General features: G+C 45.8%; 23 protein-coding genes. 20 read left to right on the top strand and 3 right to left on the bottom strand.

Annotated features, from left to right (window positions below; all coding sequences use genetic code 11):
- Nucleotides 1-84 precede the first annotated feature (84 nt).
- A complete protein-coding gene (locus ACHUFM_RS11295; RefSeq protein WP_394182351.1) occupies nt 85-975 on the bottom strand; it encodes a helix-turn-helix domain-containing protein in 891 nt (296 codons plus the stop codon).
- A 152-nt stretch (nt 976-1,127) separates the two neighbouring features.
- Here ACHUFM_RS11295 and ACHUFM_RS11290 point away from each other — a divergent pair, with 152 nt between their 5' ends.
- From ACHUFM_RS11290 to ACHUFM_RS11230, 13 genes are all read left to right on the top strand, one after another.
- Complete coding sequence (locus ACHUFM_RS11290; RefSeq protein ID WP_394182350.1) at nt 1,128-2,633, top strand: aldehyde dehydrogenase; 1,506 nt, start codon at nt 1,128-1,130, stop codon at nt 2,631-2,633.
- Between the two features lie 72 nt (nt 2,634-2,705).
- Nucleotides 2,706-3,998, top strand: a complete 1,293-nt coding sequence (locus ACHUFM_RS11285; protein ID WP_394182349.1) for an ABC transporter substrate-binding protein — start codon at nt 2,706-2,708, stop codon at nt 3,996-3,998.
- A 10-nt stretch (nt 3,999-4,008) separates the two neighbouring features.
- Complete coding sequence (locus ACHUFM_RS11280) at nt 4,009-4,755, top strand: ABC transporter ATP-binding protein (protein ID WP_394182348.1); 747 nt, start codon at nt 4,009-4,011, stop codon at nt 4,753-4,755.
- Nucleotides 4,742-5,461 carry an ABC transporter ATP-binding protein gene (locus tag ACHUFM_RS11275; RefSeq protein ID WP_394182347.1) on the top strand — a complete coding sequence of 240 codons (720 nt, stop codon included), beginning with the start codon at nt 4,742-4,744 and terminating at the stop codon, nt 5,459-5,461. Before ACHUFM_RS11280 ends, ACHUFM_RS11275 begins: the two co-directional genes overlap by 14 nt.
- A complete protein-coding gene (locus tag ACHUFM_RS11270; RefSeq protein WP_394182346.1) occupies nt 5,458-6,360 on the top strand; it encodes a branched-chain amino acid ABC transporter permease in 903 nt (300 codons plus the stop codon). The genes ACHUFM_RS11275 and ACHUFM_RS11270 overlap by 4 nt, the downstream gene beginning before the upstream one ends.
- Complete coding sequence (locus ACHUFM_RS11265; RefSeq protein WP_394182345.1) at nt 6,357-7,355, top strand: branched-chain amino acid ABC transporter permease; 999 nt, start codon at nt 6,357-6,359, stop codon at nt 7,353-7,355. Before ACHUFM_RS11270 ends, ACHUFM_RS11265 begins: the two co-directional genes overlap by 4 nt.
- Nucleotides 7,356-7,383: 28 nt before the next feature.
- Nucleotides 7,384-8,172 carry a coniferyl-alcohol dehydrogenase gene (locus ACHUFM_RS11260; RefSeq protein ID WP_394182344.1) on the top strand — a complete coding sequence of 263 codons (789 nt, stop codon included), beginning with the start codon at nt 7,384-7,386 and terminating at the stop codon, nt 8,170-8,172.
- Between the two features lie 28 nt (nt 8,173-8,200).
- Nucleotides 8,201-9,649: an aldehyde dehydrogenase gene (locus ACHUFM_RS11255; protein WP_394182343.1), complete on the top strand. Its 1,449-nt coding sequence runs from the start codon at nt 8,201-8,203 to the stop codon at nt 9,647-9,649.
- 99 nt (nt 9,650-9,748) lie between these two features.
- Entirely contained in the window at nt 9,749-10,246 is a 498-nt protein-coding gene (locus ACHUFM_RS11250; RefSeq protein ID WP_394182342.1) for a nucleotidyltransferase domain-containing protein, read from the top strand.
- Between the two features lie 97 nt (nt 10,247-10,343).
- Nucleotides 10,344-10,658, top strand: coding sequence for a 4a-hydroxytetrahydrobiopterin dehydratase (locus ACHUFM_RS11245; protein ID WP_394182341.1), 315 nt, complete (start codon nt 10,344-10,346; stop codon nt 10,656-10,658).
- A gap of 132 nt (nt 10,659-10,790) precedes the next feature.
- Nucleotides 10,791-11,222 (top strand): BLUF domain-containing protein, encoded by a 432-nt coding sequence (locus ACHUFM_RS11240; protein ID WP_394182340.1) that lies wholly within the window; start codon nt 10,791-10,793, stop codon nt 11,220-11,222.
- Nucleotides 11,223-11,338: 116 nt separating this feature from the next.
- Nucleotides 11,339-11,692, top strand: coding sequence for a hypothetical protein (locus ACHUFM_RS11235; RefSeq protein WP_394182339.1), 354 nt, complete (start codon nt 11,339-11,341; stop codon nt 11,690-11,692).
- An 87-nt stretch (nt 11,693-11,779) separates the two neighbouring features.
- Entirely contained in the window at nt 11,780-12,400 is a 621-nt protein-coding gene (locus ACHUFM_RS11230) for a dioxygenase family protein (protein WP_394182338.1), read from the top strand.
- Between the two features lie 288 nt (nt 12,401-12,688).
- Here ACHUFM_RS11230 and ACHUFM_RS11225 read toward each other — a convergent pair whose 3' ends face one another.
- Nucleotides 12,689-13,594 carry an alpha/beta fold hydrolase gene (locus ACHUFM_RS11225; RefSeq protein WP_394182337.1) on the bottom strand — a complete coding sequence of 302 codons (906 nt, stop codon included), beginning with the start codon at nt 13,592-13,594 and terminating at the stop codon, nt 12,689-12,691.
- Nucleotides 13,595-13,908: 314 nt separating this feature from the next.
- On the opposite strand from ACHUFM_RS11225, the gene ACHUFM_RS11220 reads away from it, so the two are divergent.
- The 5 genes from ACHUFM_RS11220 (at nt 13,909) to ACHUFM_RS11200 (ending at nt 20,240) form a co-directional block, all read left to right on the top strand.
- The gene (locus ACHUFM_RS11220) at nt 13,909-15,483 is read left to right on the top strand and encodes a cytochrome ubiquinol oxidase subunit I (protein WP_394182336.1); all 1,575 of its coding nucleotides are present in this window, start codon (nt 13,909-13,911) and stop codon (nt 15,481-15,483) included.
- 1 nt (nt 15,484) lies between these two features.
- A complete protein-coding gene (gene cydB / locus ACHUFM_RS11215) occupies nt 15,485-16,621 on the top strand; it encodes a cytochrome d ubiquinol oxidase subunit II (RefSeq protein ID WP_394182335.1) in 1,137 nt (378 codons plus the stop codon).
- A 91-nt stretch (nt 16,622-16,712) separates the two neighbouring features.
- Nucleotides 16,713-16,823, top strand: a complete 111-nt coding sequence (gene cydX, locus ACHUFM_RS11210; RefSeq protein WP_113873953.1) for a cytochrome bd-I oxidase subunit CydX — start codon at nt 16,713-16,715, stop codon at nt 16,821-16,823.
- Between the two features lie 5 nt (nt 16,824-16,828).
- Nucleotides 16,829-18,601, top strand: coding sequence for a thiol reductant ABC exporter subunit CydD (gene cydD, locus ACHUFM_RS11205; RefSeq protein ID WP_394182334.1), 1,773 nt, complete (start codon nt 16,829-16,831; stop codon nt 18,599-18,601).
- Nucleotides 18,570-20,240, top strand: coding sequence for an amino acid ABC transporter ATP-binding/permease protein (locus ACHUFM_RS11200; RefSeq protein ID WP_394182333.1), 1,671 nt, complete (start codon nt 18,570-18,572; stop codon nt 20,238-20,240). Before cydD ends, ACHUFM_RS11200 begins: the two co-directional genes overlap by 32 nt.
- Nucleotides 20,241-20,719: 479 nt before the next feature.
- Here ACHUFM_RS11200 and ACHUFM_RS11195 read toward each other — a convergent pair whose 3' ends face one another.
- Nucleotides 20,720-20,887, bottom strand: a complete 168-nt coding sequence (locus tag ACHUFM_RS11195; RefSeq protein ID WP_394182332.1) for a hypothetical protein — start codon at nt 20,885-20,887, stop codon at nt 20,720-20,722.
- A gap of 11 nt (nt 20,888-20,898) precedes the next feature.
- Here ACHUFM_RS11195 and ACHUFM_RS11190 point away from each other — a divergent pair, with 11 nt between their 5' ends.
- Both ACHUFM_RS11190 and brnA read left to right on the top strand, forming a co-directional pair.
- Nucleotides 20,899-21,162 (top strand): BrnT family toxin, encoded by a 264-nt coding sequence (locus tag ACHUFM_RS11190; RefSeq protein WP_394182331.1) that lies wholly within the window; start codon nt 20,899-20,901, stop codon nt 21,160-21,162.
- Nucleotides 21,152-21,397, top strand: coding sequence for a type II toxin-antitoxin system BrnA family antitoxin (gene brnA, locus ACHUFM_RS11185; RefSeq protein WP_394182330.1), 246 nt, complete (start codon nt 21,152-21,154; stop codon nt 21,395-21,397). Before ACHUFM_RS11190 ends, brnA begins: the two co-directional genes overlap by 11 nt.
- Nucleotides 21,398-22,011: the final 614 nt, after the last annotated feature.

Raw genomic sequence — 22,011 nt, 5'->3', positions numbered from 1 at the left:
TCTGGATCGCATCGAGGATTTTCAGTAGAGACTGATGAACTCTGTTTTACGCGGATAAAGAGCCCTCAAATTACCCTGATACTGTTAAGGCCAGTCTGAAAAATTGTATTCATAATTGGAGCCTTTTAAAGAACCTGTCGCGGTGTTGTTTTTACGAAATTGATTCGGGGATAGCCCCGTTTCTTTTTTAAAGAAATGGCTAAATTGGCTGGCATCGTTATAGCCTAATTGATTGGCAATCGTTTGTATGGAATCAGACGGTTTTTTTAAACGGGTCGTGGCGTCTATCAGCACACGATTATTGATCAGCTGCAATGGTGGTTTTTGTAAGTTACGTTGGCAAATGGCGTGCAGTCGATCATAGGTGACATTAAGCTCCTGACAATAATAACGGACGGGCTTACGGTTTTTAAATTCGATTTCAACAAGCTGTCTAAAACGCTGTAACACCAGTTCATCTGGCGAGTCATTTAGCTTGATGGATTGGATATTCGTCAGACGGTAAGTATTGATGAGTAAAATGCGAATGATGGCACAAATGATGGTTTGAGAGCGGTTCTTGGTGAAGCTTATTTCTAAATTAAGCAGTTTTAATAGGGGTAAGAAAACGTCATTAACATCGCTTTTTTGACATTGGGTAAGAGTAAGTTGTTGCATTAATATTTCTAGTTTGGTGCTGTCTAATTCTGTTCCCATGACCAAATTTGTCAATTCATTACTGTAGCCAATGAGCCAAATTTGACTGCCAGCGGGCACTAAGATTTTCGCGCTGGCTTTGTGTGGGAGGCAAAAAATAGAGGGGCCCAAGACATTGTGTTGTTCGTCTTCATAGACGATAGAAATGTCGCCTCGCTGTACCACACCAATCAAATTAAAGTCGGTAAAATTACCGCTGCCAGCACTAAAAGTACGAGCTTGCAGTCCCGGTTGGATCTCTTCGAAGCGCACCATAGAGCCAATTATGTTCGTCAGCATTTTCTAACCTTTTATGAAAAACACCCATTAACAAACCATTATTTAACAATAATAACCCATAAATTGACATTTTTATCGGAAGGATAGCTGTTAATCTTTTGTTACTAGCTCATCTACCTACAAAAAAATCTAATAACAGGGAGCATGACATTTTGAATATTGCCAGTGACAGTTTGGGAACTCGCCCTGTTCCTGAAGTGAATTTGTTTGTCGATGGTCAACACCAGCCAGCGATGAATGGAGGCTATTTTGATCGTCTAGATCCGAGCAATGATTTAGTGGCTTCTCACGTGGCTTGTGGTCGACGTGAAGACGCGGAGCATATGGTCGCGGTTGCGACGGCGAGTTTTCCTGCTTGGTCTGCTACTCAGGTTGAGGAGCGAGCCGCTATTTTACAACGTGCTAAATCTCTGATGCCGAAATATCGTGATCGTTTTGCTGACTGTATGTTGAGAGAGATTGGCGCGACACAGGAATGGGTCGATTTTAATATTAAAGTGGCGATAGAGGCTATTGATGCCGCGGTGGATCTCGCAGTGTTCCACCAATCCAAAAAATGCTCAGCAGAAACCGCTTCAGTACCCTCACAACAAAGTGCATTTCATCAAACTAAAGACTCTTACATTGTTCGCAAACCTGCTGGTGTTTGTCTTGCTATTGCGCCATGGAATGCTCCAATTGTATTGGGCATGAGGGCCGTCGTCTTTCCACTTGCCTTTGGTAATACTGTGATCTTGAAGGCCTCTGAGTTGTCTCCCGGCACCCATGTGTTGTTAGCTGAGTTGCTTCATGAAGCCGGTATTCCTGATGGGGTGATCGGGGCGATGACGAATGCCTCAGAACATTCAGAAGAAGTGATTACCAGTTTGATTTCAAACCCATCGGTACGCCGAGTGAATTTTACCGGTTCAACGCGAGTAGGAAGAATTATCGCAGGTATTGCTGCCAAACACCTCAAGCGCTGTCTCTTAGAACTAGGTGGTAAGTCACCATTAATTGTACTGAAAGACGCCAATTTAGCATTGGCTGCCAAGGAAGCCGCTTACGGAGCGTTTTTAAATCAAGGCCAAATTTGTATGGCAACGGACAGGATCATCGTTGAGCAAAGCATTGCCGATGAATTCATTGCTCTAGTGACGGATATCGCCGCTCAATTGGTGGCGGGAGACCCACGCCGTAAAGGTGTAAAACTGGGGCCTGTTGCCAGCCCTTCGGTTGCTTCGCGGTTATCTGCTCTGATTGATGATGCCGTAGATAAAGGCGCCACACTGCTAACAGGAGCGTCACGACGAGGTCAATTTATAGACGCGACACTGCTTGATCATATCACCCCCATGATGCGCATTTATTCAGAAGAATGCTTTGGTCCTATTGCGGGCATCTATCGCGTTGACTCCCCAGAAGAAGCCATTACGGTAGCGAATAATTGTGAGTATGGCTTAGCGGCGGCACTTTTCACGAAGGATTTGCCATTCGCAGAAACGTTAGCGAACCAGCTTGAATCTGGCATCTGTCACATTAATGGTGCCACGGTAAAAGATGATCCCTACATGCCTTTTGGTGGACTGAAGTCAAGCGGCTATGGTCGTTTTGGCAGTGACGCCTGTGTCGATGAGTTTACCGAGGTGCGCTGGATTACAGTAAACCGACAGACTTAAGAGCGGTGTTTTCAGGAACATGCCATTAAGTGAATAACAATACCTTAACCAAAAAAATAACAAGAGGTTTTCATGAAAAGTAATAAACGAAATTGCCTTAATACTGGATTGACCAAGTTACTGGCCCCTGCATTAGTGGCGACTGGCTTGATCGTATCTGGCCATGTCGTCGCAGCAGACGAGGATACCATTAATATTGGCTTTATTAGTCCAAGGACCGGACCACTTGCTAGCTTTGGTAAAACCGATGGCTTTATTTTAGAGCAAGCGCGCAAAGCCTTAGTGGATGGTATGACCATTCAGGGAAAGCATTATAAGGTCAACATTCTTGATCGTGATAGCCAATCTGACCCTGCTCGAGCGGGACAACTGGCGAAAGAGCTAATCAACCAAGGGGTGGATTTAATGCTGGCGGTTTCAACCCCAGAAGTCATTAATCCAGTTGCCGATGCCGGCGAAGCCGCAGGCGTTCCTACCTTATCGACTGTGATGCCGTGGGAAGCTTGGTATTACGGTCGTGGTGCCAAACCGGGTAAGCCAAGTCCGTTCAAGTGGACTTATCATTTTGGCTTTGGGACAGGAGAGTTTTACCAGACCTACATGTCTCAATGGGCATTGCTCGATACCAATAAAAAAGTGGGTGTGATGTACCCAAATGATGCGGATGGCAGTGCCATTCGTGGGGCGTTAGTGCCACGCTTTAAGGAAGCTGGTTATACCGTAATAGACCCTGGTGCATACGAAACGGGGACAACGGACTTTTCCAGTCAGATCGCAAAGTTCAAAGCTGAAAACGTTGAAATTATTAATACTTTCCCAATTCCACCTGATTTTGCCGCTTTCTGGCGTCAAGCAGCACAACAGGGGCTGAATCGTCAGGTAAAAATCATCCAAGTGGCTAAGACGGGATTGTTTCCAGCGGACATTGAAGTGCTAGGGTCATTGGGGCCAAAAATTGCTTCGGCCGCTTATTGGCATAAAAGCTTTCCATATACCTCTACATTAACAGGGCAAAATGGCACGCAGCTGGCGAATTTATGGGAAAAGGAAACAGGTGAGCAATGGACTCAGCAGTTAGGAGCGACTTTATCTCTGTTGGATGCTGCTACGGAGTCCTTAAAGCAAGCTAAAAATCCGAAGTCACACGCGGATATTCGAGATGCGATTGCCTCATTGAACGTGACGACCATCGGCGGAAAAATCGATTTTACCTCTGGTCCCGTTCCGAATGTCTCACCTGGTCCGATTATTGGCGCTCAGTGGGTGAAGGGCACAGGAAAACACAAATTGGATTATGTGATTACGGAAAATGTTACAGATACAAATGTACCTGTAAGTCACAAGCTTCTTCCGTACAACCGCTAGGAGCGATTCCGTGGAAAATATCACTTATTCACAATTACAGGCGACAGGAATTCATAAGTCTTTCGGTCGAGTGCAAGTGTTGAATGGAATTGATTTCGCCATGGACACCAACGATGCCATTGGCATCGTTGGACCCAATGGGGCAGGAAAGTCTACCTTATTGAGTGTTTTGTCGGGAGCTCAGGCTCCAACCAAGGGCGAGATTATTCTAAATAATCAAACGATTACCCATTCTCCTGCGCGGCAACGTGCCAAGCAGGGGTTAGTGAGAACCCATCAAATCCCCAAGCCCTTTTCAGGCATTACTGTGTTTGAAAATGTTTTTGTCGCTGCGATTCATGCGGCAACCAATAATCGTGAAGAGGCTTACGACATCGCGTTAGAGTCCATTAAGTTATGCGGTATGTTACCGCTTGCTAATCGAGATGCAGAGAGCATCGGTCTGTTAGACCGTAAGCGTTTGGAATTAGCTCGTGCCTTGGCGACGCAACCTAAGCTTTTGTTTCTGGATGAAATCGGTGGTGGCCTTACAGAGGCGGAAGCTCTCGCGTTAGTGGATACCATTTTGACCTTAAAAGAGCGTGGTATTGGCATCGTTTGGATCGAACATATTGTCCATATTTTGTTGCGTGTCGTAAAACGTCTCATTTGTATGGACAGCGGCCAGATCATTGCTCAGGGTGACCCACAAGCAGTGATGTCCGATCAAGCCGTAATACGAGCTTACATGGGGGGAAGCATTGATGTTGTCGGTTAAAGATTTAGATGTACGTTACGGACAATTTAGAGCAGTACGCGATGTCTCCTTAGAAGTAAAACAAGGCGAAACGATCGCGTTAATCGGTGCCAATGGTGCTGGTAAATCCACTATGCTAAGAGCCATTGCAGGCGCATTACCAATTCATTCTGGCACCTTGTCTTTTAAACATCGCAGCATGACGCATTTGCCTTCTTGTGATCGAGTCAAACAAGGTTTGTCATTGGTGCCTGAAGGACGTCGTTTGTTCGCAGAGATGACCATTGAAGAGAATTTATTATTAGGACAGTCCGTTAATAGGTCAGGAGACTGGGATCTTGATCGGATATTTGAAACCTTTCCTAATTTGGTCAAACGCCGTCATGCCAAAGCGGGCAGTTTATCGGGTGGCGAGCAACAAGCGACCGCCATCGGACGCTCCTTGATGTCCAATCCAGAGCTGCTTATTTTGGATGAGGTGAGTTTAGGCTTATCTCCTCTCGTTGTGGATCAAGTGTATGCCTCTATAGAAACACTGCGTGATACGGGCACCACCATTATCTTAGTGGAGCAGGCATTAGATAGGGCAATCAGCTTTGCTAAACGAGCGGTTTGTATGCTGGAAGGTCGAATCGTGTTGGATAAGCTTACAGAAGATACCAACCGTAATGAAATTACTCAGGCCTATTTTGGTTTGCAAGAAAATGCGACGCAGGAGGTCTCATGATCAATAGTCTCGTACAAGCAATTTTGTTGGGTGGCTATTATGCGCTCATTGCCTGTGGCCTTGCCTTTATGTTTCAAGTCATGCGCATCATTAATTTAGCTCACGGCTCACTGGCCATTTTAAGTGCTTATATGGTGTGGATGATGACCGACGCTTTAGCTTTATCCCCTTTTACGTCTCTGTTAATGGTATTGCCCATCATGGCGATGATTGGTTGGCTGCTGCAACGCGTTATTTTAGAACGTGCGACTAAAGGGGGAGAGTTATTGCCTGTGTTAAGTACCTTTGGTCTCTCGATTGTGATTGATAACCTATTGTTTCAACACTTTGGCGCTAACACTCGTACTTTAGCGTCCTATGTCGGCGATTTAAGTTGGGAGTCCTATCAATTGTTTGACCTGTGGATTGGTAAGTTACCCGTCCTCATTTTTGCTACCGCGATCATCGTCATTGGTGGATTGGATTTGGTATTACGCTTTACCTCTCTTGGGCGACAAATTCGAGCGACGGCTTTTGATCCAGACACCGCGGGACTGGTCGGCATTGATGCGCGTAAAACGGCGGCGATTGCCGCAGCGATTGCCATGATGACGGTGGCCATTTCGGGCAGTGCATTAGGGCTACGAGGTACTTTCGATGCTTATGCAGGCGCACCACAACTCTTGTTTGCGTTTGAAGCAACCATTATTGGCGGTGTAGGGTCTTTATGGGGTGTATTGCTTGGCGGCATTATATTGGCGATAGCACAAAGTGTTGGTGCTTTGATTCATCCACAGGGTTTTCTGTTAGGCGGTCACTTCGTTTTCTTATTATTTTTATTCGCCAGAATTTACCTCAATCGTGACTTTTTAACTTTAAGACATTGGCTCGGAAACAAGAGTAAAGGTGAACCGCTATGAGTATTAAACGGTCAAATGCCTATTCCAAGATGACCATTATGGCTGTCATGCTGTTATTGATGGTCCTAATCATTACACCATTTACCGCATCCGACAATGTGTTAGAACGACTTACGGTGCTGTTTATTTACATCATAATGGCCGCCATGTGGAATACCTTAGCGGGTTTTGGTGGTTTGGTGTCCATTGGGCAACAGTTGTTTTTTGGTTTGGGGGCCTACGCCACCATCCGTTTGGCCCATCTAGGTATGCCCCCATTTGCCGCTGTATTCATCTCAGCTGTTCTGGTCGGCTTGCTGAGTTGGCCGATTTCTAAGTTCATGTTGCGCCTAAAAGCCGCTGAATTTGGTATTGGCATGTGGGTACTCGCTTCGGTTGGGCATTTATTGGTGAACCTTGATCCCTTAATACAAGGGGAAACAGGGACCTCATTGATTTCTCTTAATGCTTATCAAATAGAAACACGTCGTGTGTTGATTTATCTTGCGGCGTTAATCTGCATGTCAGGGTTGTTGATTGGGCTTTTTTACCTGCTGCGTTCAAAAGCTGGCATTGCCATGCAAGCCATTCGTGACAATGAAGAAGCGGCAGACTCGATCGGTGTCGATGCTCAAACCGTGAAAAAGTGGTTCTTTATTTTTGCCGCTTTTGGCACCGCAGTGGCTGGCGCCTTGTGGTTAGCGCAGGCGTCATCTTTCCAACCTAAAACGTATTTTTCCGTGCAATGGACCGCTTACATGATTTTCATGGTGCTGGTCGGTGGAATCGGACGTTTTGAAGGTGCAATTCTCGGAGCCTTACTGTTTTTTGCTGTAGAAACATGGTTTGCCGATACCGGGGTTTGGTATCTGGTGGGCTTGGGGGCCGTTGCTGTGTTGTGTTCTTTATTTTTACCTAAGGGACTATGGGGCGCGATTGAGTCGCGTTTGGGGCTGCGTCTGATTCCAGTGGGGTATCAAGTAACAGAAGAAACGTTAAAACCAATTAAGTCCTAATGATTAAAATAAAAAGTAGGAGTTAGCGATGATGTTATTCGGAAAAACGATCGTAGTGACTGGCGTGGCCAGTGGTATTGGACGGCGTACTGCAGAGCTTGCCGCGCAAATGGGTGCCGAAGTGATTGGCATTGACCTGGTGAAACCTGAACAAGTGATTGGGCGTTTTATCGAGGCTGATATTTCCTCTCAAGCAGGGGTGGAGCAACTCATTATTCAGCTGCCAGATGATATTGATGCACTGTGTAATGTGGCTGGAGTGTCAGGTCAATCTGGTGCTGCGACGACACTGGCGATTAATTTCTTTGGTCTGAGAGCGTTGACGGAAGGTCTGATTTCGAAGCTTCGTACCGGTGGTAGCGTCGTCAATGTCGCGTCTATTGCAGGTTTTGGCTGGAGAGAAAACAGTCAGCGTGCCACGGCTATTGCTAAGTTAGCAGGGTTTCCTGATGCCAATCAGGTAGTGAAAGATTTCGATATCCCAAATGAAGCGGGTTACCCCATTTCAAAAGAGATCCTTTTGGTATGGACCATGCTGGCTTGTCATCAAGAATCGTTTAGATCTCGTCGTATTCGTGTCAACGCGGTCTCTCCTGGCCCTGTAGAAACACCTATCTTGACTCAATTTCGGCAGGTGCTAGGTGACGAGCGTGTGAATTCCGATGTCGAACGTGTGGGGCGTGCTGGTCATGCTGGGGACATCGCTCCGGCCATTCTCTTTTTATGTTCTGACGCGGCGCGCTGGGTTAATGGCAATAATCTTGCCACTGACGGCGGCTTAGAAGCCTCGTTAACCATTGAACAGTTTAACTTATAACCTTTAATTCCTAGAAAGGAGTCGTGTGATGACAACCGTTTTATTCAGCATTGGTGGTAAAGACCGTGCGGCAAGCAATGCAAAAACCTATTCCCGTTTAGACCCAGTGACCAGAGAGGTGGCTTCTGTCTGCGCTGCGGCTTCGGTGGACGATGTGACAAGCGTGACCAAAGCGGCCGATGACGCATTTGTTAACTGGTCGACAGTGGGGCCCTCTGAGCGTCGAGCTCTGTTAAATAAAGCTGCCGATATTATGGAATCAAAAGCGGATGATTTTATTAGTGCCATGATCACGGAAACCGGAGCAACCGGTCCTTGGGCCGGCTTTAATGTCATGTTAGCGGCAGGCCATATTCGCGAAGCAGCGGCATTAACCACACAAGTGGGTGGGGAAGTGATTCCTGCGAATAAACCGGGCACCTTGGCGATGGCTGTCAATAAACCAAAAGGCGTTTGTTTGGCGATAGCGCCTTGGAATGCTCCGGTTATTCTTGGTGCCCGTGCGATTGCTACGCCACTGGCCTGTGGTAATACTGTCATTCTTAAAAGCTCAGAGTTTTGTCCACAGACTCATCGATTAATCATTGATTGCTTTCTTGAAGCCGGTTTCCCTGCTGGGGTGGTTAATTTGTTATCGAATGACCCAAGTGATGCAGCAGAGATAGTGAAGGCCTTGATTGAAGCGCCAGAAGTCCGTCATGTGAACTTTACAGGGTCCAGCTCAGTAGGGCGCATAATTGGTCGTTTAGCGGGTGAAAACTTAACGCCAGCTTTGCTTGAATTGGGGGGCAAAGCGCCATTGGTTGTGTTGTCGGATGCTGACATTGAGGGCGCGGTGAACGCGGCTATCTTTGGTGCTTTTATGAACCAAGGACAAATCTGTATGTCGACAGAGCGCTTGATTGTGGATGACAGTATTGCTGACGAGTTTGTTGCTCAACTTGCACAAAAAGCATCGAAATTACCTTGGGGGAACCCTCGTGATCAGGTCGTTCTTGGCTCTTTGGTAAACCCTGAGTCGGCGGATAAAATGCGCCAATTAATTGACGATGCGGTATCGAAAGGGGCTAAGTTAGTGTGTGGTGGTGAAAGCGACGGTGCGATTTTCTCCGCGACTTTATTGGATGGTGTCAATGATAAAATGCGCATTTACAGTGAAGAAAGTTTTGGCCCAGTTAAGTCGATCATACGAGTCAATGGCGATGCCGAAGCCATCAAGGTAGCGAATGATAGTGAGTATGGCTTATCGGCGGCTCTGTTCTCGCAAAACATGAATCGAGCGCTCGCTTGTGCGAATGCGATTAAAAGCGGTATTTGTCATATCAATGGGCCAACTCTGGCGGACGAACCACAAATGCCGTTCGGCGGCGTAGGGGATTCCGGCTATGGTCGGTTTGGTGGTAAAGCAGGGATTGCTGAGTTTACCGATCTTCGTTGGATTACCATTGAAGACCCAAAACAGCATTACCCTTTTTAATCAGTCGCGACTAACCTTGATATTAGGTTGCTATTGTAAGTAATGATCAAAACGCCCGATGTGCTTCGTTGGGCGTTTTGTCTTTTATGAGGGAATAGAATGAGTGAAAAAGTCAAACAGGCCTTGTGTTGGTTGAAAAACCTACTTGAGAATGAGCAAGTGACGTATCAAATTGTGGGTGGCTTAGCGGCAAGGCTCCACGGTGGTCAGCGTGAAATCGCCGACATCGATCTTTATATCCACAATCACGACGCCAATAAAATATTACCTCATGTGAAACCCTTTATATCCAAGTCTTTAGCGCATCATATGGAATATGGCTGGGATCTCGAGTATTTTCAGGTGATATACCATGGTCAAAAAATTGAAATTGGCCTTTCTCAAAACACTAAAATACAGTCCCGTAAAGATGGCTCGTGGCATCCGCTTGAGATCCATTTTTCAGAATCAATCTATAAAACGTATCAAGGTATTGAACTGCCTGTTATGCCAGTTCAACAATTAATCGAATACAAGGGAATATTAGCTAGGGAAGTGGATCAAATTGACATAAAAGAGTTAATTTTGATTACATCTGGTGACCATTTACACGATTAAAGCCTTCATAATCATCACGATTAAAAGGATGGGTCTTATCATCAATCTTTAAACGCCATGTTATTTCAATGAACAAAACGACGATGAGGTGAATAGAATGCAAACTGAAAAGTACGATCAAGCTCAAATTCAAGCGCTTCTGGTTGAGCTCAATCAAGCGCATCCGGGTTGGCATTTAGAAGAAGGCAAAATCACCAAGCAGTTTGTGTTTGTGGATTTTGTCACCGCTTTTGGTTTTATGTCTATGGTGGCCCTATACGCGGAGAAAATGAACCATCACCCAGAATGGTTTAATGTTTACAGTAAGGTGAACGTCCAATTGACCACGCACGATGTGTCTGGTATTTCAGAGAAAGACGCTCGGTTAGCAAAGCACATGGATGCTTGTGCCGCTTCTTTAACAGAGGTTTGATTGATTAAGTAACCCTCTGAGCATTATTTTTCTTTCGGGTCGGGCCTGCTTGCACTCTGGTTAAGGCAGGATTAAATTATTATGGTAAAAAAATAATCAACGTGAATGACTTAATACAGCTTAAGGGGGGTTATGAGTCTAGTTTGTTTGCTTTATGCAAGTACCATTAGTGAGAACTTTTCACCTGAGGATATCAAGCAAATTCTGTCTTCTGCGGAGCGAAATAATGCTAAACAGCATGTCACTGGCATGTTGTCTTTTAATCGTCAGTATTTTTTACAGTGCCTCGAGGGTTCCCGTCAGCAGGTTAACGAAATATACCACCGTATTGCTCGTGATCCGCGACATCAGCGGCTTGAAATCCTTGACTATCAAGCCATCCCTAAGCGATCGTTTTCGGAGTGGCACATGGGCTATTTGCAAGACACCCAGACCTTGTCCGAGCTGTATTATCAGTACAGTCCAAATGATCAATTTGACCCCTACACTATGTCACCAGAGGGAGCTTTCTTATTATTGTTAGATATTAAGGCGGAAATACAGAAAGCTCTGCAAACGTCATAATTCATTAGGCAAAATATGAGGCGGTTAGGGAATGAGTTCAGGGCAAAGCGTGACAGCGTTAAGCGAATTCTTTGTCTCGAACGACCAATATAAAAGGAAGCATTCAGGTCGATATTATGAAGATAACAGAAAGAACAGACGAAGACATTTTTAGCATTGCCAAGCCAATGATTGATGACGTGATCAGGGGAGCAAATGCGAAAGATTGGACGCTATTTTCTAAATATCAAACGCACGAAGAATTATACGATCCAGATAACAGAAAGAATGTTGAGGCTCACTGGCAGAAGAGCGAGTTTCTGACCAGTTTGGATCTAGAATGGCAGCCACTTACGATTTTACGACGTGGTGACATCGCCACTTTGGTTTGGAAGCAAACCAGCACCAAGGTTGAAGGCGAAGTATTGGCTTGTTATTCGATCCAGCAAATAGACCAAGATGTGAAAGAGGTTGGCTTTCGCATTTTTTAGAACACAGGCATTGAATTAGGGAACCTAACGCTTTCCAGCTTGTCCTTTATAAGAAGATATTATCATTCATTTTAACAGGGGGCATGTATGGATTTCTTTTCACGTCGCCGCTTTTTAAGGCGCGGCTTAGTGATTACCGGGCTCGCAGCATTAGCACGCAATGGGGTAGCCGCCGTCGTGACTCCGAGGGCCACTGAAGGGCCATTCTACCCAACGCCAGTCATGAGGTTTAATGATACCGATAATGATTTGGTGAAAGTGCGCGGTAAGGTGGAAGAAGCGGGTGGAGACGTGATTCATTTGCATGGAAACATTCGTTCTAAATCGGGCCAACCTTTGGTGGGCTATCGCATTGAAATCTGGCAATGTGATGTGAATGGTAAATACTTGCACCCTGGGGATGACTCTAATATAGAGTACGATACTGGTTTTCAGGGCTTTGGTTATGACATCACGGATGCCGATGGGGCGTATCGTTTTAGGACCATCAAACCGACACCTTACCCAGGTAGAACGCCTCATATCCATGTCAAGGTATTGGATGGACACCGAGAGAAATTGACGACACAATTTTACATTGCCGATGAACCCAGCAATCGATCCGATGGTGTTTTTCGCCGTATGTCCGTTGCCGAAGCTGACAGTGTTTCTATGGTGTTTGTTATGAATGAAGGCCTTCTGACCACCAATATTGATTTGGTTATCTAATCTGAGTCTGCTCGAATTATTTAATAACCTTCTTCCTGAGCGACGATTGCTTTTGGGGTGGGATTAATGACTTTAAAGCCCTGCCAATATGACGGATTTAAAGCGGCACAAATTTACTGTGTCACGACAGTCCCATCCAATGTACTTTAAAGTCGTTATGAAAATATAACCGTTAACTTAATTCATCGGAGCCATGCTTGAAGGTATAGCGTAAAGAGATTTGTTTGATACACAATTTGCGTTTTGTAACAGGCATTTTGGCAATACAAAGCAAAGCGCTTGTTTGTTCTACAAGCGGCTATGAATGTTGATGGCTTGTACCGATCTCATGACTTGCTCTGGATATTGTTGTTGGCCTTTATTGTCGGCTTTTTCGATTAGGGTGAGATGGATATCAGCCTGTTGAAATAAGTCTTTGGCCAAGCGCATACACGTGCCCGGATGAGCCGATTCCGCCTCAACCGTCTGCAACCAACCGATAGGTTGAGTTAAACCCGCAAATTGGACTTTTGCTTGGTGTAAACTCGACGCCAAATCAACCTGCTCCAATTGAGCATGTTGCCAAGACTGAGAAAAGAAAAAACTCGGCAGCCATTTTAAGGCTGAGGCATACCATGCGGCTTGAGTTTGTTGCTCGGAGAGTGTGGCATTGATCAAGACAACCCCGCGCACAAAATTTGGGTGCTCGGCGGCCAGTAAAGAAGCCAACGCGCCACCATAACCTTGTCCGGCCAGCAAAATTTTCTCTTTGCCATTACGTTCCCAGATATTCTGGATAACAGGCGCTAGCATTTCAGATTGCATTTCCAAGCGACTCGGAAAATCACCAGCGTAGGTGGACTTGCCCCAACCAGGACGATCCAAAGCGATTAAACGGTATTTTTGTTTTACATTGTCCGCTTGGAAGTAGCGTCGAAAGCTGGATGAATCCTCCCCTGTGTCGTGAATAAAGACCAGGGTGTCTCTTGGGGTTAGCGTGCGATCACTGCTGGCATAGTGGAGTTTAAAGTCGCCACTTGGGCCTTCCATATAAAGTAGGTGATTTTGGACACCTTCTGGATTGTTGGTGACCTGTTGCGTCAGGTTGGCATTTTTTTCGACATCCGTACTCTGTTCACAAGCCAGCAATAAGCCAGCCAACGACACGAATGTCATCAGACGTAAAAAAGCAAACATGTTAAAAAAGGCCTTCATGAATTAATGTCCATATAGCAATAGTTAGGGTCATCCGCGACCACTTGATCGATAAAATTAGAGATTGTACATCATCATTAGCAATAATCATTGCTCTTTACTTTCAAAGTAAAGTTTTTTCCTGCTTATTTCTTTCAATCTCTTTATCTTGATCTACAGCAATGTTTCGAAATTCAACAGCACTCATAATCCATTCTTATAGTAAGCCTTGAACCTATGTTTGGGGTTTCGGTGGGCGTTAGATAAAAAGAACACTGTGCCAGAATGTGTCGACAAACGCCTTTTTCTCAATCAAATGAATGGGTTGAAGTCATATGATTAACGAAGCTGTAGTGGAATTATCGCGGTTTCAGTTTGCTCTTACTGCTCTGTACCACTTTTTGTTTGTCCCTTTGACACTAGGGATGTCCTTTTTGCTTGCGATCATGGAGTCAGTTTATGTGATCACGGGCAAGCAGATTTACAAAGACATGGTGAAGTTCTGGGGTAAATTGTTTGGGATTAACTTTGCCTTGGGGGTAACAACCGGTTTGACCATGGAATTCCAATTCGGAACCAACTGGTCTTATTACTCTCATTATGTGGGTGATATTTTTGGGGCACCGCTTGCCATTGAAGGCTTAATGGCCTTTTTCTTAGAGTCGACTTTAGTGGGTCTGTTCTTCTTCGGTTGGGACCGCTTAAGCAAGGTCAAGCACTTGATGGTGACTTGGTTGGTGGCGTTAGGTTCTAACTTATCGGCGTTATGGATTTTGATCGCTAACGGCTGGATGCAAAACCCGGTCGGCTCTGACTTCAACTACGAAACCATGCGAATGGAATTGGTGGATTTCGGCGCTTTGTTATTGAACCCTGTGGCGCAAGTGAAGTTTGTGCACACTGTCTCCGCAGGTTACACAACAGGTGCGGTATTTGTTTTGGCCATCTCCAGCTACTACCTACTAAAAGGTCGTGACCTAGCTTTTGCACGTCGTTCTTTTGCCATTGCTTCGGCGTTCGGTTTAGCGTCAGTACTAAGTGTGATCATTCTAGGTGATGAGTCTGGCTATGAGTTGGGAGAAGTACAAAAAGTGAAATTGGCGGCGGTTGAGGCAGAGTGGGAAACTCATGAAGCACCAGCACCTTTTACTGTGATTGGCTTCCCCAACCAAGAGCTTGAAGAAACCGAATTTGCCTTGCGCATACCGGGTTTGATGGGCTTGATAGCTACGCGTTCTTTGGACGAAGAAGTGATGGGCATCAAAGACCTGAAAGAGCACAATCGTCAGCGCATTATTAACGGTATCTATGCCAATCAACTGTTGGAAGAGTTACGTTCTGGTAACAAAGATCCTTTGCTCATCGAAAACTTTGAGAAGGTCAAAGACGACCTAGGTTATGGGTTGCTGGTGACGGCTTTCAATGAAGACATTAACCGAGTATCACCCGCCGATGTCGATATGGCAGTAGAGTATTCCATTCCACGAGTGGCACCTTTGTTCTTCTCATTCCGCATCATGGTGGCTTGTGGCTTCTTAATGTTGCTGATGTTTGGCGTGGCCTTCTATCAAAATGCTCGTCGTCGTATCGGTCAAAACCGCACCTTATTGAAGCTGTTCGTATTGAGCTTACCGCTGCCTTGGATTGCATGTGAAACAGGTTGGTTTGTTGCCGAATACGGTCGTCAGCCTTGGGCCATTGGTGAGGTCTTGCCGATTCATGTTGCTGTTTCTAATCTCACGGCTGGCGAAATTTGGCTAACCATCATTGGTTTCACCGTTCTGTACACTGCCTTCTTAGTAGCAGAAATGTACTTGATGATTCGTTTTGCGAAGCAGGGGCCTTCTAGTTTACACACTGGACGCTATGCGCTTGAACAAGAAGCTGATCAGTTAAAGCAAGGGGTATAAGATGGATTACGAATTATTAAAAATCATTTGGTGGGTGTTGGTCGGCGTTTTGCTGATTGGCTTCTCCGTAACCGACGGTTTTGACATGGGCGTAGGGAGCTTGTTGAAAGTGATCGGCGGAAACGATGCTGAGCGTCGTATCATGATCAACTCCATTGCACCGCATTGGGACGGCAACCAAGTTTGGTTCATTACCGCTGGTGGTGCTTTGTTTGCGGCTTGGCCAGTTGTGTATGCCACATCTTTCTCTGGCTTCTACTTTGCCATGATGTTGGTGTTGGCAGCCTTATTCTTCCGTCCGATTGGCTTTGATTACCGCTCTAAGTTGGAAAATGCAAAATGGCGTAACACTTGGGATTGGGGCATTGTATTTGGTTCCGCTGTGCCCCCCATCATTTTCGGTGTGGCGTTCGGTAACCTTTTGCAAGGTGTGCCCTTCCAGTTTGACGAATACCTGCGTGTGACGTACACAGGTTCCTTCTTTGCTTTGCTGAACCCATTTGCCATTTTGTGTGGCTTGGTCAGCTTGATGATGTTGGTAACTCAAGGTGGCGCTTGGTTGCTAATGAAAACTGAAGGGAGCTTGCTGCGTAAAGCCGGTATGGCGACGTCCATCACAGGTTTCTTAGCGGCGGTGTTCTTTATCCTTGCGGGTGTGTGGTTGGCGCTTGGTATTGATGGTTATGTGATCACCAGTGTGGTGAATGGCAATGAAGCCATGACACCGCTAATGAAAACAGCGGAAACTCAGCCAGGTGCTTGGTTAGCGAACTATGAAAAAGTACCGGCTCTGATGTTGGCACCGGCGATTGGTATTTTGGGCATGTTGATGGCCGCGATTGCAGGCATCAAGCGTAAAGGTGGCATGGCCTTCTTGAGTTCTTCACTGGGCATTGCTGGCATCATTGTGACTGCCGGTGGTTCTATGTTCCCATTCTTGATGCCTTCATCAAGTTTCCCAAGCATGAGTTTGACTATGTGGGACGCGACTTCCAGCGAAAACACCATGATGATCATGTTTGTGGTTGCTTGCATCTTTGTCCCTATCGTATTGGGTTACACTCTGTGGAGCTATATCGTTATGTACGGTCGCTTGAATAAAGAACATATCGAAGCGAACAAACATTCATTGTACTGAGTCTAAATTAGGAAGACTTAGGTCATTATAAATTGACGAAAGATCGGCTGAGAATTGACTCTCAGTCGATCAATAAATAGGAGAATGAATCATGTGGTATTTTGCTTGGATTCTGGGCATTTTATTGGCTTGCTCTTTCGGCATCATCAATGCGGTGTGGTTAGAGTTTAGCGGTTACGAAGGTGAAGAGGAGCAACACTAAGCATTATGACGGGAAGAAAAGCAGTCTCCAAGGCGTCAAAAAGTAAACGTATCAAAACCCCCGAAGCCGGTTTTTTAGCAGAGCTGGCGTTACAACAATCGGCTCAGTATCGATTAGCGCAGGGGTTTGGTGTGTTGTTCGCGGTGGCTTTGGTGCTGCAAGCGTGGGCGTTTGCTAACGTGTTTTCGGACATGGTATTGCAACAGGCGTTTTCGCTTTCCTTCCTGTTTCTGGCTTTATTTGCTTTGTTACTGCGCGCCCTCGCCAACTATGGACGAGAGCGCGTTTGTGCGTCTGCCAGTCAGCACATTCGATATGGCTTGCGGCACAAATTGATCGCCCATCTCACGCAATTGGGACCAGCGCGTTTGCGTATTGAGGAAGACGCGGCCTTATCGACACGAGTGTATGAACAAGTGGATGCACTGGACGATTATTTTAGTCGCTACAAACCACAAGTGTTTATGGTCACGCTGATTCCCAGCGTCATCTTGTTATCGGTCGCCCCTGTGTCATGGGTGGCCTTCTTAGTTTTCATACTCACCGCGCCTTTGGTGATCGTGTTTATGATTTTTGTCGGTTACAAAGCAGCGCAGGCGAATCGTCGTCAATTCAATGTGTTGGCCATGTTGTCCAACCAATTTATGGATCTCAGCCAAGGGTTGGCGGAACTTAAACGTCTTGGGCGCACATCAGCCGCACGAAATCGTCTGTCTAACAGCGCCAAGGCGTATCAAAAAACCACCATGAGCGTGCTGTTATTGGCGTTTTTATCCACCGCCACATTAGAACTGTTTGCTTCCATTTCCATAGCCATGATTGCTTTGTATCTTGGCCTAGGCTTGTTAGAAATTTTACCTTGGCAAGTGGGCAGTTCGCCTGTGACGTTAACGCAAGCCATGTTTTTATTGTTGCTTGCCCCTGAGTTTTATTTGCCCCTGCGTCAGTTGGGTAACGATTATCACGCCAAGCAAAAAGCCGAAGCCGCGGCCACCGATCTTATGAGTATTTTAGACTCGCCATTGTCGATGCAGAAAGCGTCGGAGATCACAGCAGACTACGTACCAAGCTCAGCGCAATTGGCGTATTTATCGTTTCATGAACTTGCTTGGCAAGACACAGGACGACAACGTCTGTCGCCAATTACGGGTAATATTCTCCAGGGAGAGCGAGTCTGGCTAAGTGGTGAATCTGGTGCTGGTAAGTCTAGCTTATTGCACTTATTACTGGGCTTTGAGGAAAACTACCAAGGGCAGCTTTATATTAAAGGCAAAGCCTTCTCGACACTGAACTTGCGAGACTGGCGCAATAAATTGGCTTGGTTGCCGCAAACTCCAGAATGGGTAAACGGCAGCATTCGTCGCAATCTCTTATTAGGCATTGCTGAACCGAGCGAAAACCGCATACAAAAAGCACTGCAAGATAGCCAATGTGCCGACTTTATTGCCGCGCTTCCTAATGGCTTAGACACCGCCTTAACCGAGTTGGGTAGTGGTTTGTCGGGCGGTCAAATGCAGCGTTTATCCATCGCCAGAGCCTTATTATCGAAAGCCAATGTTTGGTTACTGGATGAGCCTTGTTCCGGCTTGGACGCTGACACCGCCGATGCCGTATTAAACACCTTAGAAACCGTCTCCCGAGGAAAAACCTTACTCATTGTTAGCCATGATACACACCCGATTCACTGGGCCGACAAACACTGGAGTCTAAACAAAGAAGGGCTGGATGAGAATAAAGGAGGATTGGATGAAAAAGCCAAATGCACTATCCCTCGCTAAACTATTATTGGCCAATCCTTGGGGTTTTATCATTCCCGTCATCACAGGTGTTGCGTCCAGCATAGCAGGCGTAGCACTGTTGGGCGTATCTGGATGGTTTATTTCGGCGGCCGGATTGGCGACTGCGATGGGCACCGCCTTAGTGTTTAATTACCTAACGCCGGGTGCCATAGTGCGCGGCTTAGCCATTCTCAGAACAGCAGGCCGATACGGTGAACAAGTTACCGCACACAACCATTTATTAGGCTTATTGCGCACACTGCGACTTTGGGTGTGGGATCAGCGGGTCGCTAAGCCGATTGCTGATCTGCACAAACAAAGCCGTGGTGACTTATTGCAACGCTTGGTGAGCGATCTGGACCAAATCATCCGTTGGCCGCTGGTGGTGTTTTTGCCTTGGCTCTATGCCTTGCTTGGTTATATTGGCGTGAGCATTTTTGCCTACTTCATCGACCCTGTTTTACTCTGGCCGCTAGCGATCGCGGCGCTGTGTCACTTGGTTATCTTACCTTATGTGTGTGGCCGTTTTGCCTCTCATGCTGTGCACGTTGGACAGATTCTTGGCGTGCACAGACGTGGCCGTTTCGTGAGTTTATTTTCTGCGTTAATTACACTCACCATTCGTGGCCATTGGCAAGACTACGCAGCTCGTTTAGAGCAACTCGACAATCGTCAAAAGCGCATGGAGGTTATGATTCAACAAGCCATTAGCCTAGGGCGATTATTGGCATACATGGTCTCCATCGGCTTACTCGCCAGCGTGTTTTTGCTGTTAGGTGACTTAATGATCAACAGCTCAGGCATGAGCGAGATGAACTGGCAACTCAAAGACGGAGTATCAGGTACTTGGTTAGTGGGCCTAGTATTGGCCTTATTGGCGGTGAATGAACTGGTGTTACCACTGGTACAATCCTTCGTGGCACAAGGTCAGTCACAAGTGGGCTTACGTCGCTTAAACCAAATCCAACAAGACGCACCACCGGTATCCGCTTCTGCTTTGGAAAAACTCACTCATTTATCACTGCGAGATTGGCGTGGTTACCACCTAGCAAGTGGCTTGGGCAACCAAGCTATCAACCTTGAAGTCAACACAGGGGACAGCCTTTGGTTGCGCGGTGCCAGCGGTACTGGCAAATCCACCTTGTTAGCGTCAATTGCCGGGGATTGCCTAGCTACAGGCAAGGCGTATGTTAACCAAAATGAATGCGAGATTTACGACAACTCGCACTTCCAAAAGCAACTTAGCTACTTACCCCAGTCGCCTTATGTGTTCCAACAAAGCATCGCTGCCAACCTAATGCTAGGCAAAGCCGATGCCAGCGATGCCGAAATGTGGGCCGTACTCGAAGCCGTGGCATTAGCCGACTGGGTGAGGGGATTAGAAAACGGACTGAGCACCTTACTTAGCTCACAAGGTCGAGACCTTTCTGGTGGACAACGCAAACGCCTAGTGCTAGCAAGACTGCTACTGCGCCGCGCGCCCTTATTACTGCTAGACGAACCTTTTGATGGCCTCGACAAAGCCACCATCGAACGCATTTGTTATGCCCTGCAGCATGATTACCAACCTGACATGCTGATCTTAGTGAGTCACATCGATAGCCCATTGTCGGAGCAAGCAAGAGTCATTGAGTTATAATTTCCCTCCCCTTATTAAGGGGAGGGGGTGGGGTTTTACTGTGCCCGATAGATTGTTTGTTTCTTCTGTTTGACTTTGGTTGGGGAGCATTGTTTTGCACTGCCCGAGGCGTTTATTTTTACTTCTGTTTGACTTTGGTTGGGATGCATTATTCCGCTCTGCTGAGCGGGTAACTTTTGCCAAACGATGCAAAAGTAACCAAAAAATCTTTTCGTCCTTTCGCACATTCAGGAACGTGTCGAGCGATACCTCAAGAAGCTGATTATCTCTTTTTACGTTTAAAAGCGCACATCTAAATAAATCTCATGTTCCCTCCCCTTATGTCTTTCAAGGGGAGGGCAAGGGTGGGGTTAGACCAGCAACCTCAGACAAATTCAGAGTAAACCGCGAAAAAAGCTTGTAGGTTTGATAAGCGAAGCACCATCAAACAAAACCATCTACAGCCAAACCAAATCTCATGTTCCCTCCCCTTATGTCTTTCAAGGGGAGGGCAAGGGTGGGGTTAGACCAGCAACCTCAATCAAATTCAGAGTAAATCGCGATAAAAGTAGGTCTTGTAAGCGCAGTGCCATCAAACAGGCTAAATCAAACAAAATTAATTCCATCAAACCAAATGCCATTTCTTGCAGGATGAGTAAAAAAAGCATATTTTTTACTCATGCATGCATTTGAATTTGACCAACTAAAAAGTGATGCGAATTTAGCTAAACATGGAATCGACTTCAATGAAGCTCAGAGACTGTGGGATGATTCAATGTTGCTCGAAATTCCCGCCAAAACAGAAGATGAAGAAAGGTATGTTGTCATTGGCAGTATGGATGATAAGCATTGGACCGCTGTTATCACATACAGGAACAACAACATAAGGATCATATCAGTGCGGCGCGCAAGAAAATCAGAGGTAATCTTATATGAAAGCTAAAGAATTTGATGACAAATTTGATGCAGGAGAAGACCTGCTAGAGCAGCTTGATGTGTTAAAAGCCCAGCGTCCTTTACAGAAACAAAAAAGAATCAACGTAGACATTCCAGAATGGATGATAGACTCGCTTGATAAAGAAGCTCGTCGAATCGGAGTGACTCGTCAGTCCATCATAAAAGTCTGGTTGGCCGAAAGGCTAGAACAGTCAGAATCCTTGGATCGCATCGACCGTTAAACAGGGTAGCGTAAATTACGATCTGTAGGTTTGATAAGCGCAGCGCCTTCAAACAAAACCATCTACGGCCAAACCAAATCTCATGTTCCCTCTCCTTATGTCTTTCAAGGGGAGGTCAAGGGTGGGGTTAGTCCAGCAGCCTCAAATTAGCTCATCATGAACAACAGTTTGTAGGTTTGATTACAGCTGCAATATCAAAACTAGCGAATGTCTAATTACCCAATTCTTACTCGCTAAAAACTCAATTTCTTATTGGAAAAACTCAAAACGCTGTTCTATGATGAATCTAAGGTAAAGGATGTACGAATGAATTGAGAAGGAGCTTTCCTGCCTGATTGAATCTCACATCCTATTTTTATAGAACGCATTTCGATTTTTGCTGCTTCAAAGTGTGACAACAAGATAAAAATATCCGCAGCAGAATAACAGGTCGTGGAAAATGAAATAACGCGCATATTCGTTTTTCCATATTTAGATTTTGTTAATAGATATATAAAAGTACTATTTTTCAATTGCTTATAAAGGTATTGGTGAAACTTTGGAATTGTCTAAACGCGCATGCGCACTATTAAAATAATGAAATGGACACCCCCTTCTATACTGAGTAGGTCAGT

It is taken from the genome of Marinomonas posidonica, assembly GCF_043643765.1.
Classification (GTDB): Bacteria; Pseudomonadota; Gammaproteobacteria; order Pseudomonadales; family Marinomonadaceae; genus Marinomonas; species Marinomonas posidonica_A.
Note: the sequence above shows the minus strand (reverse complement) of the source record. Positions and strands in the feature narration are given on the sequence as shown.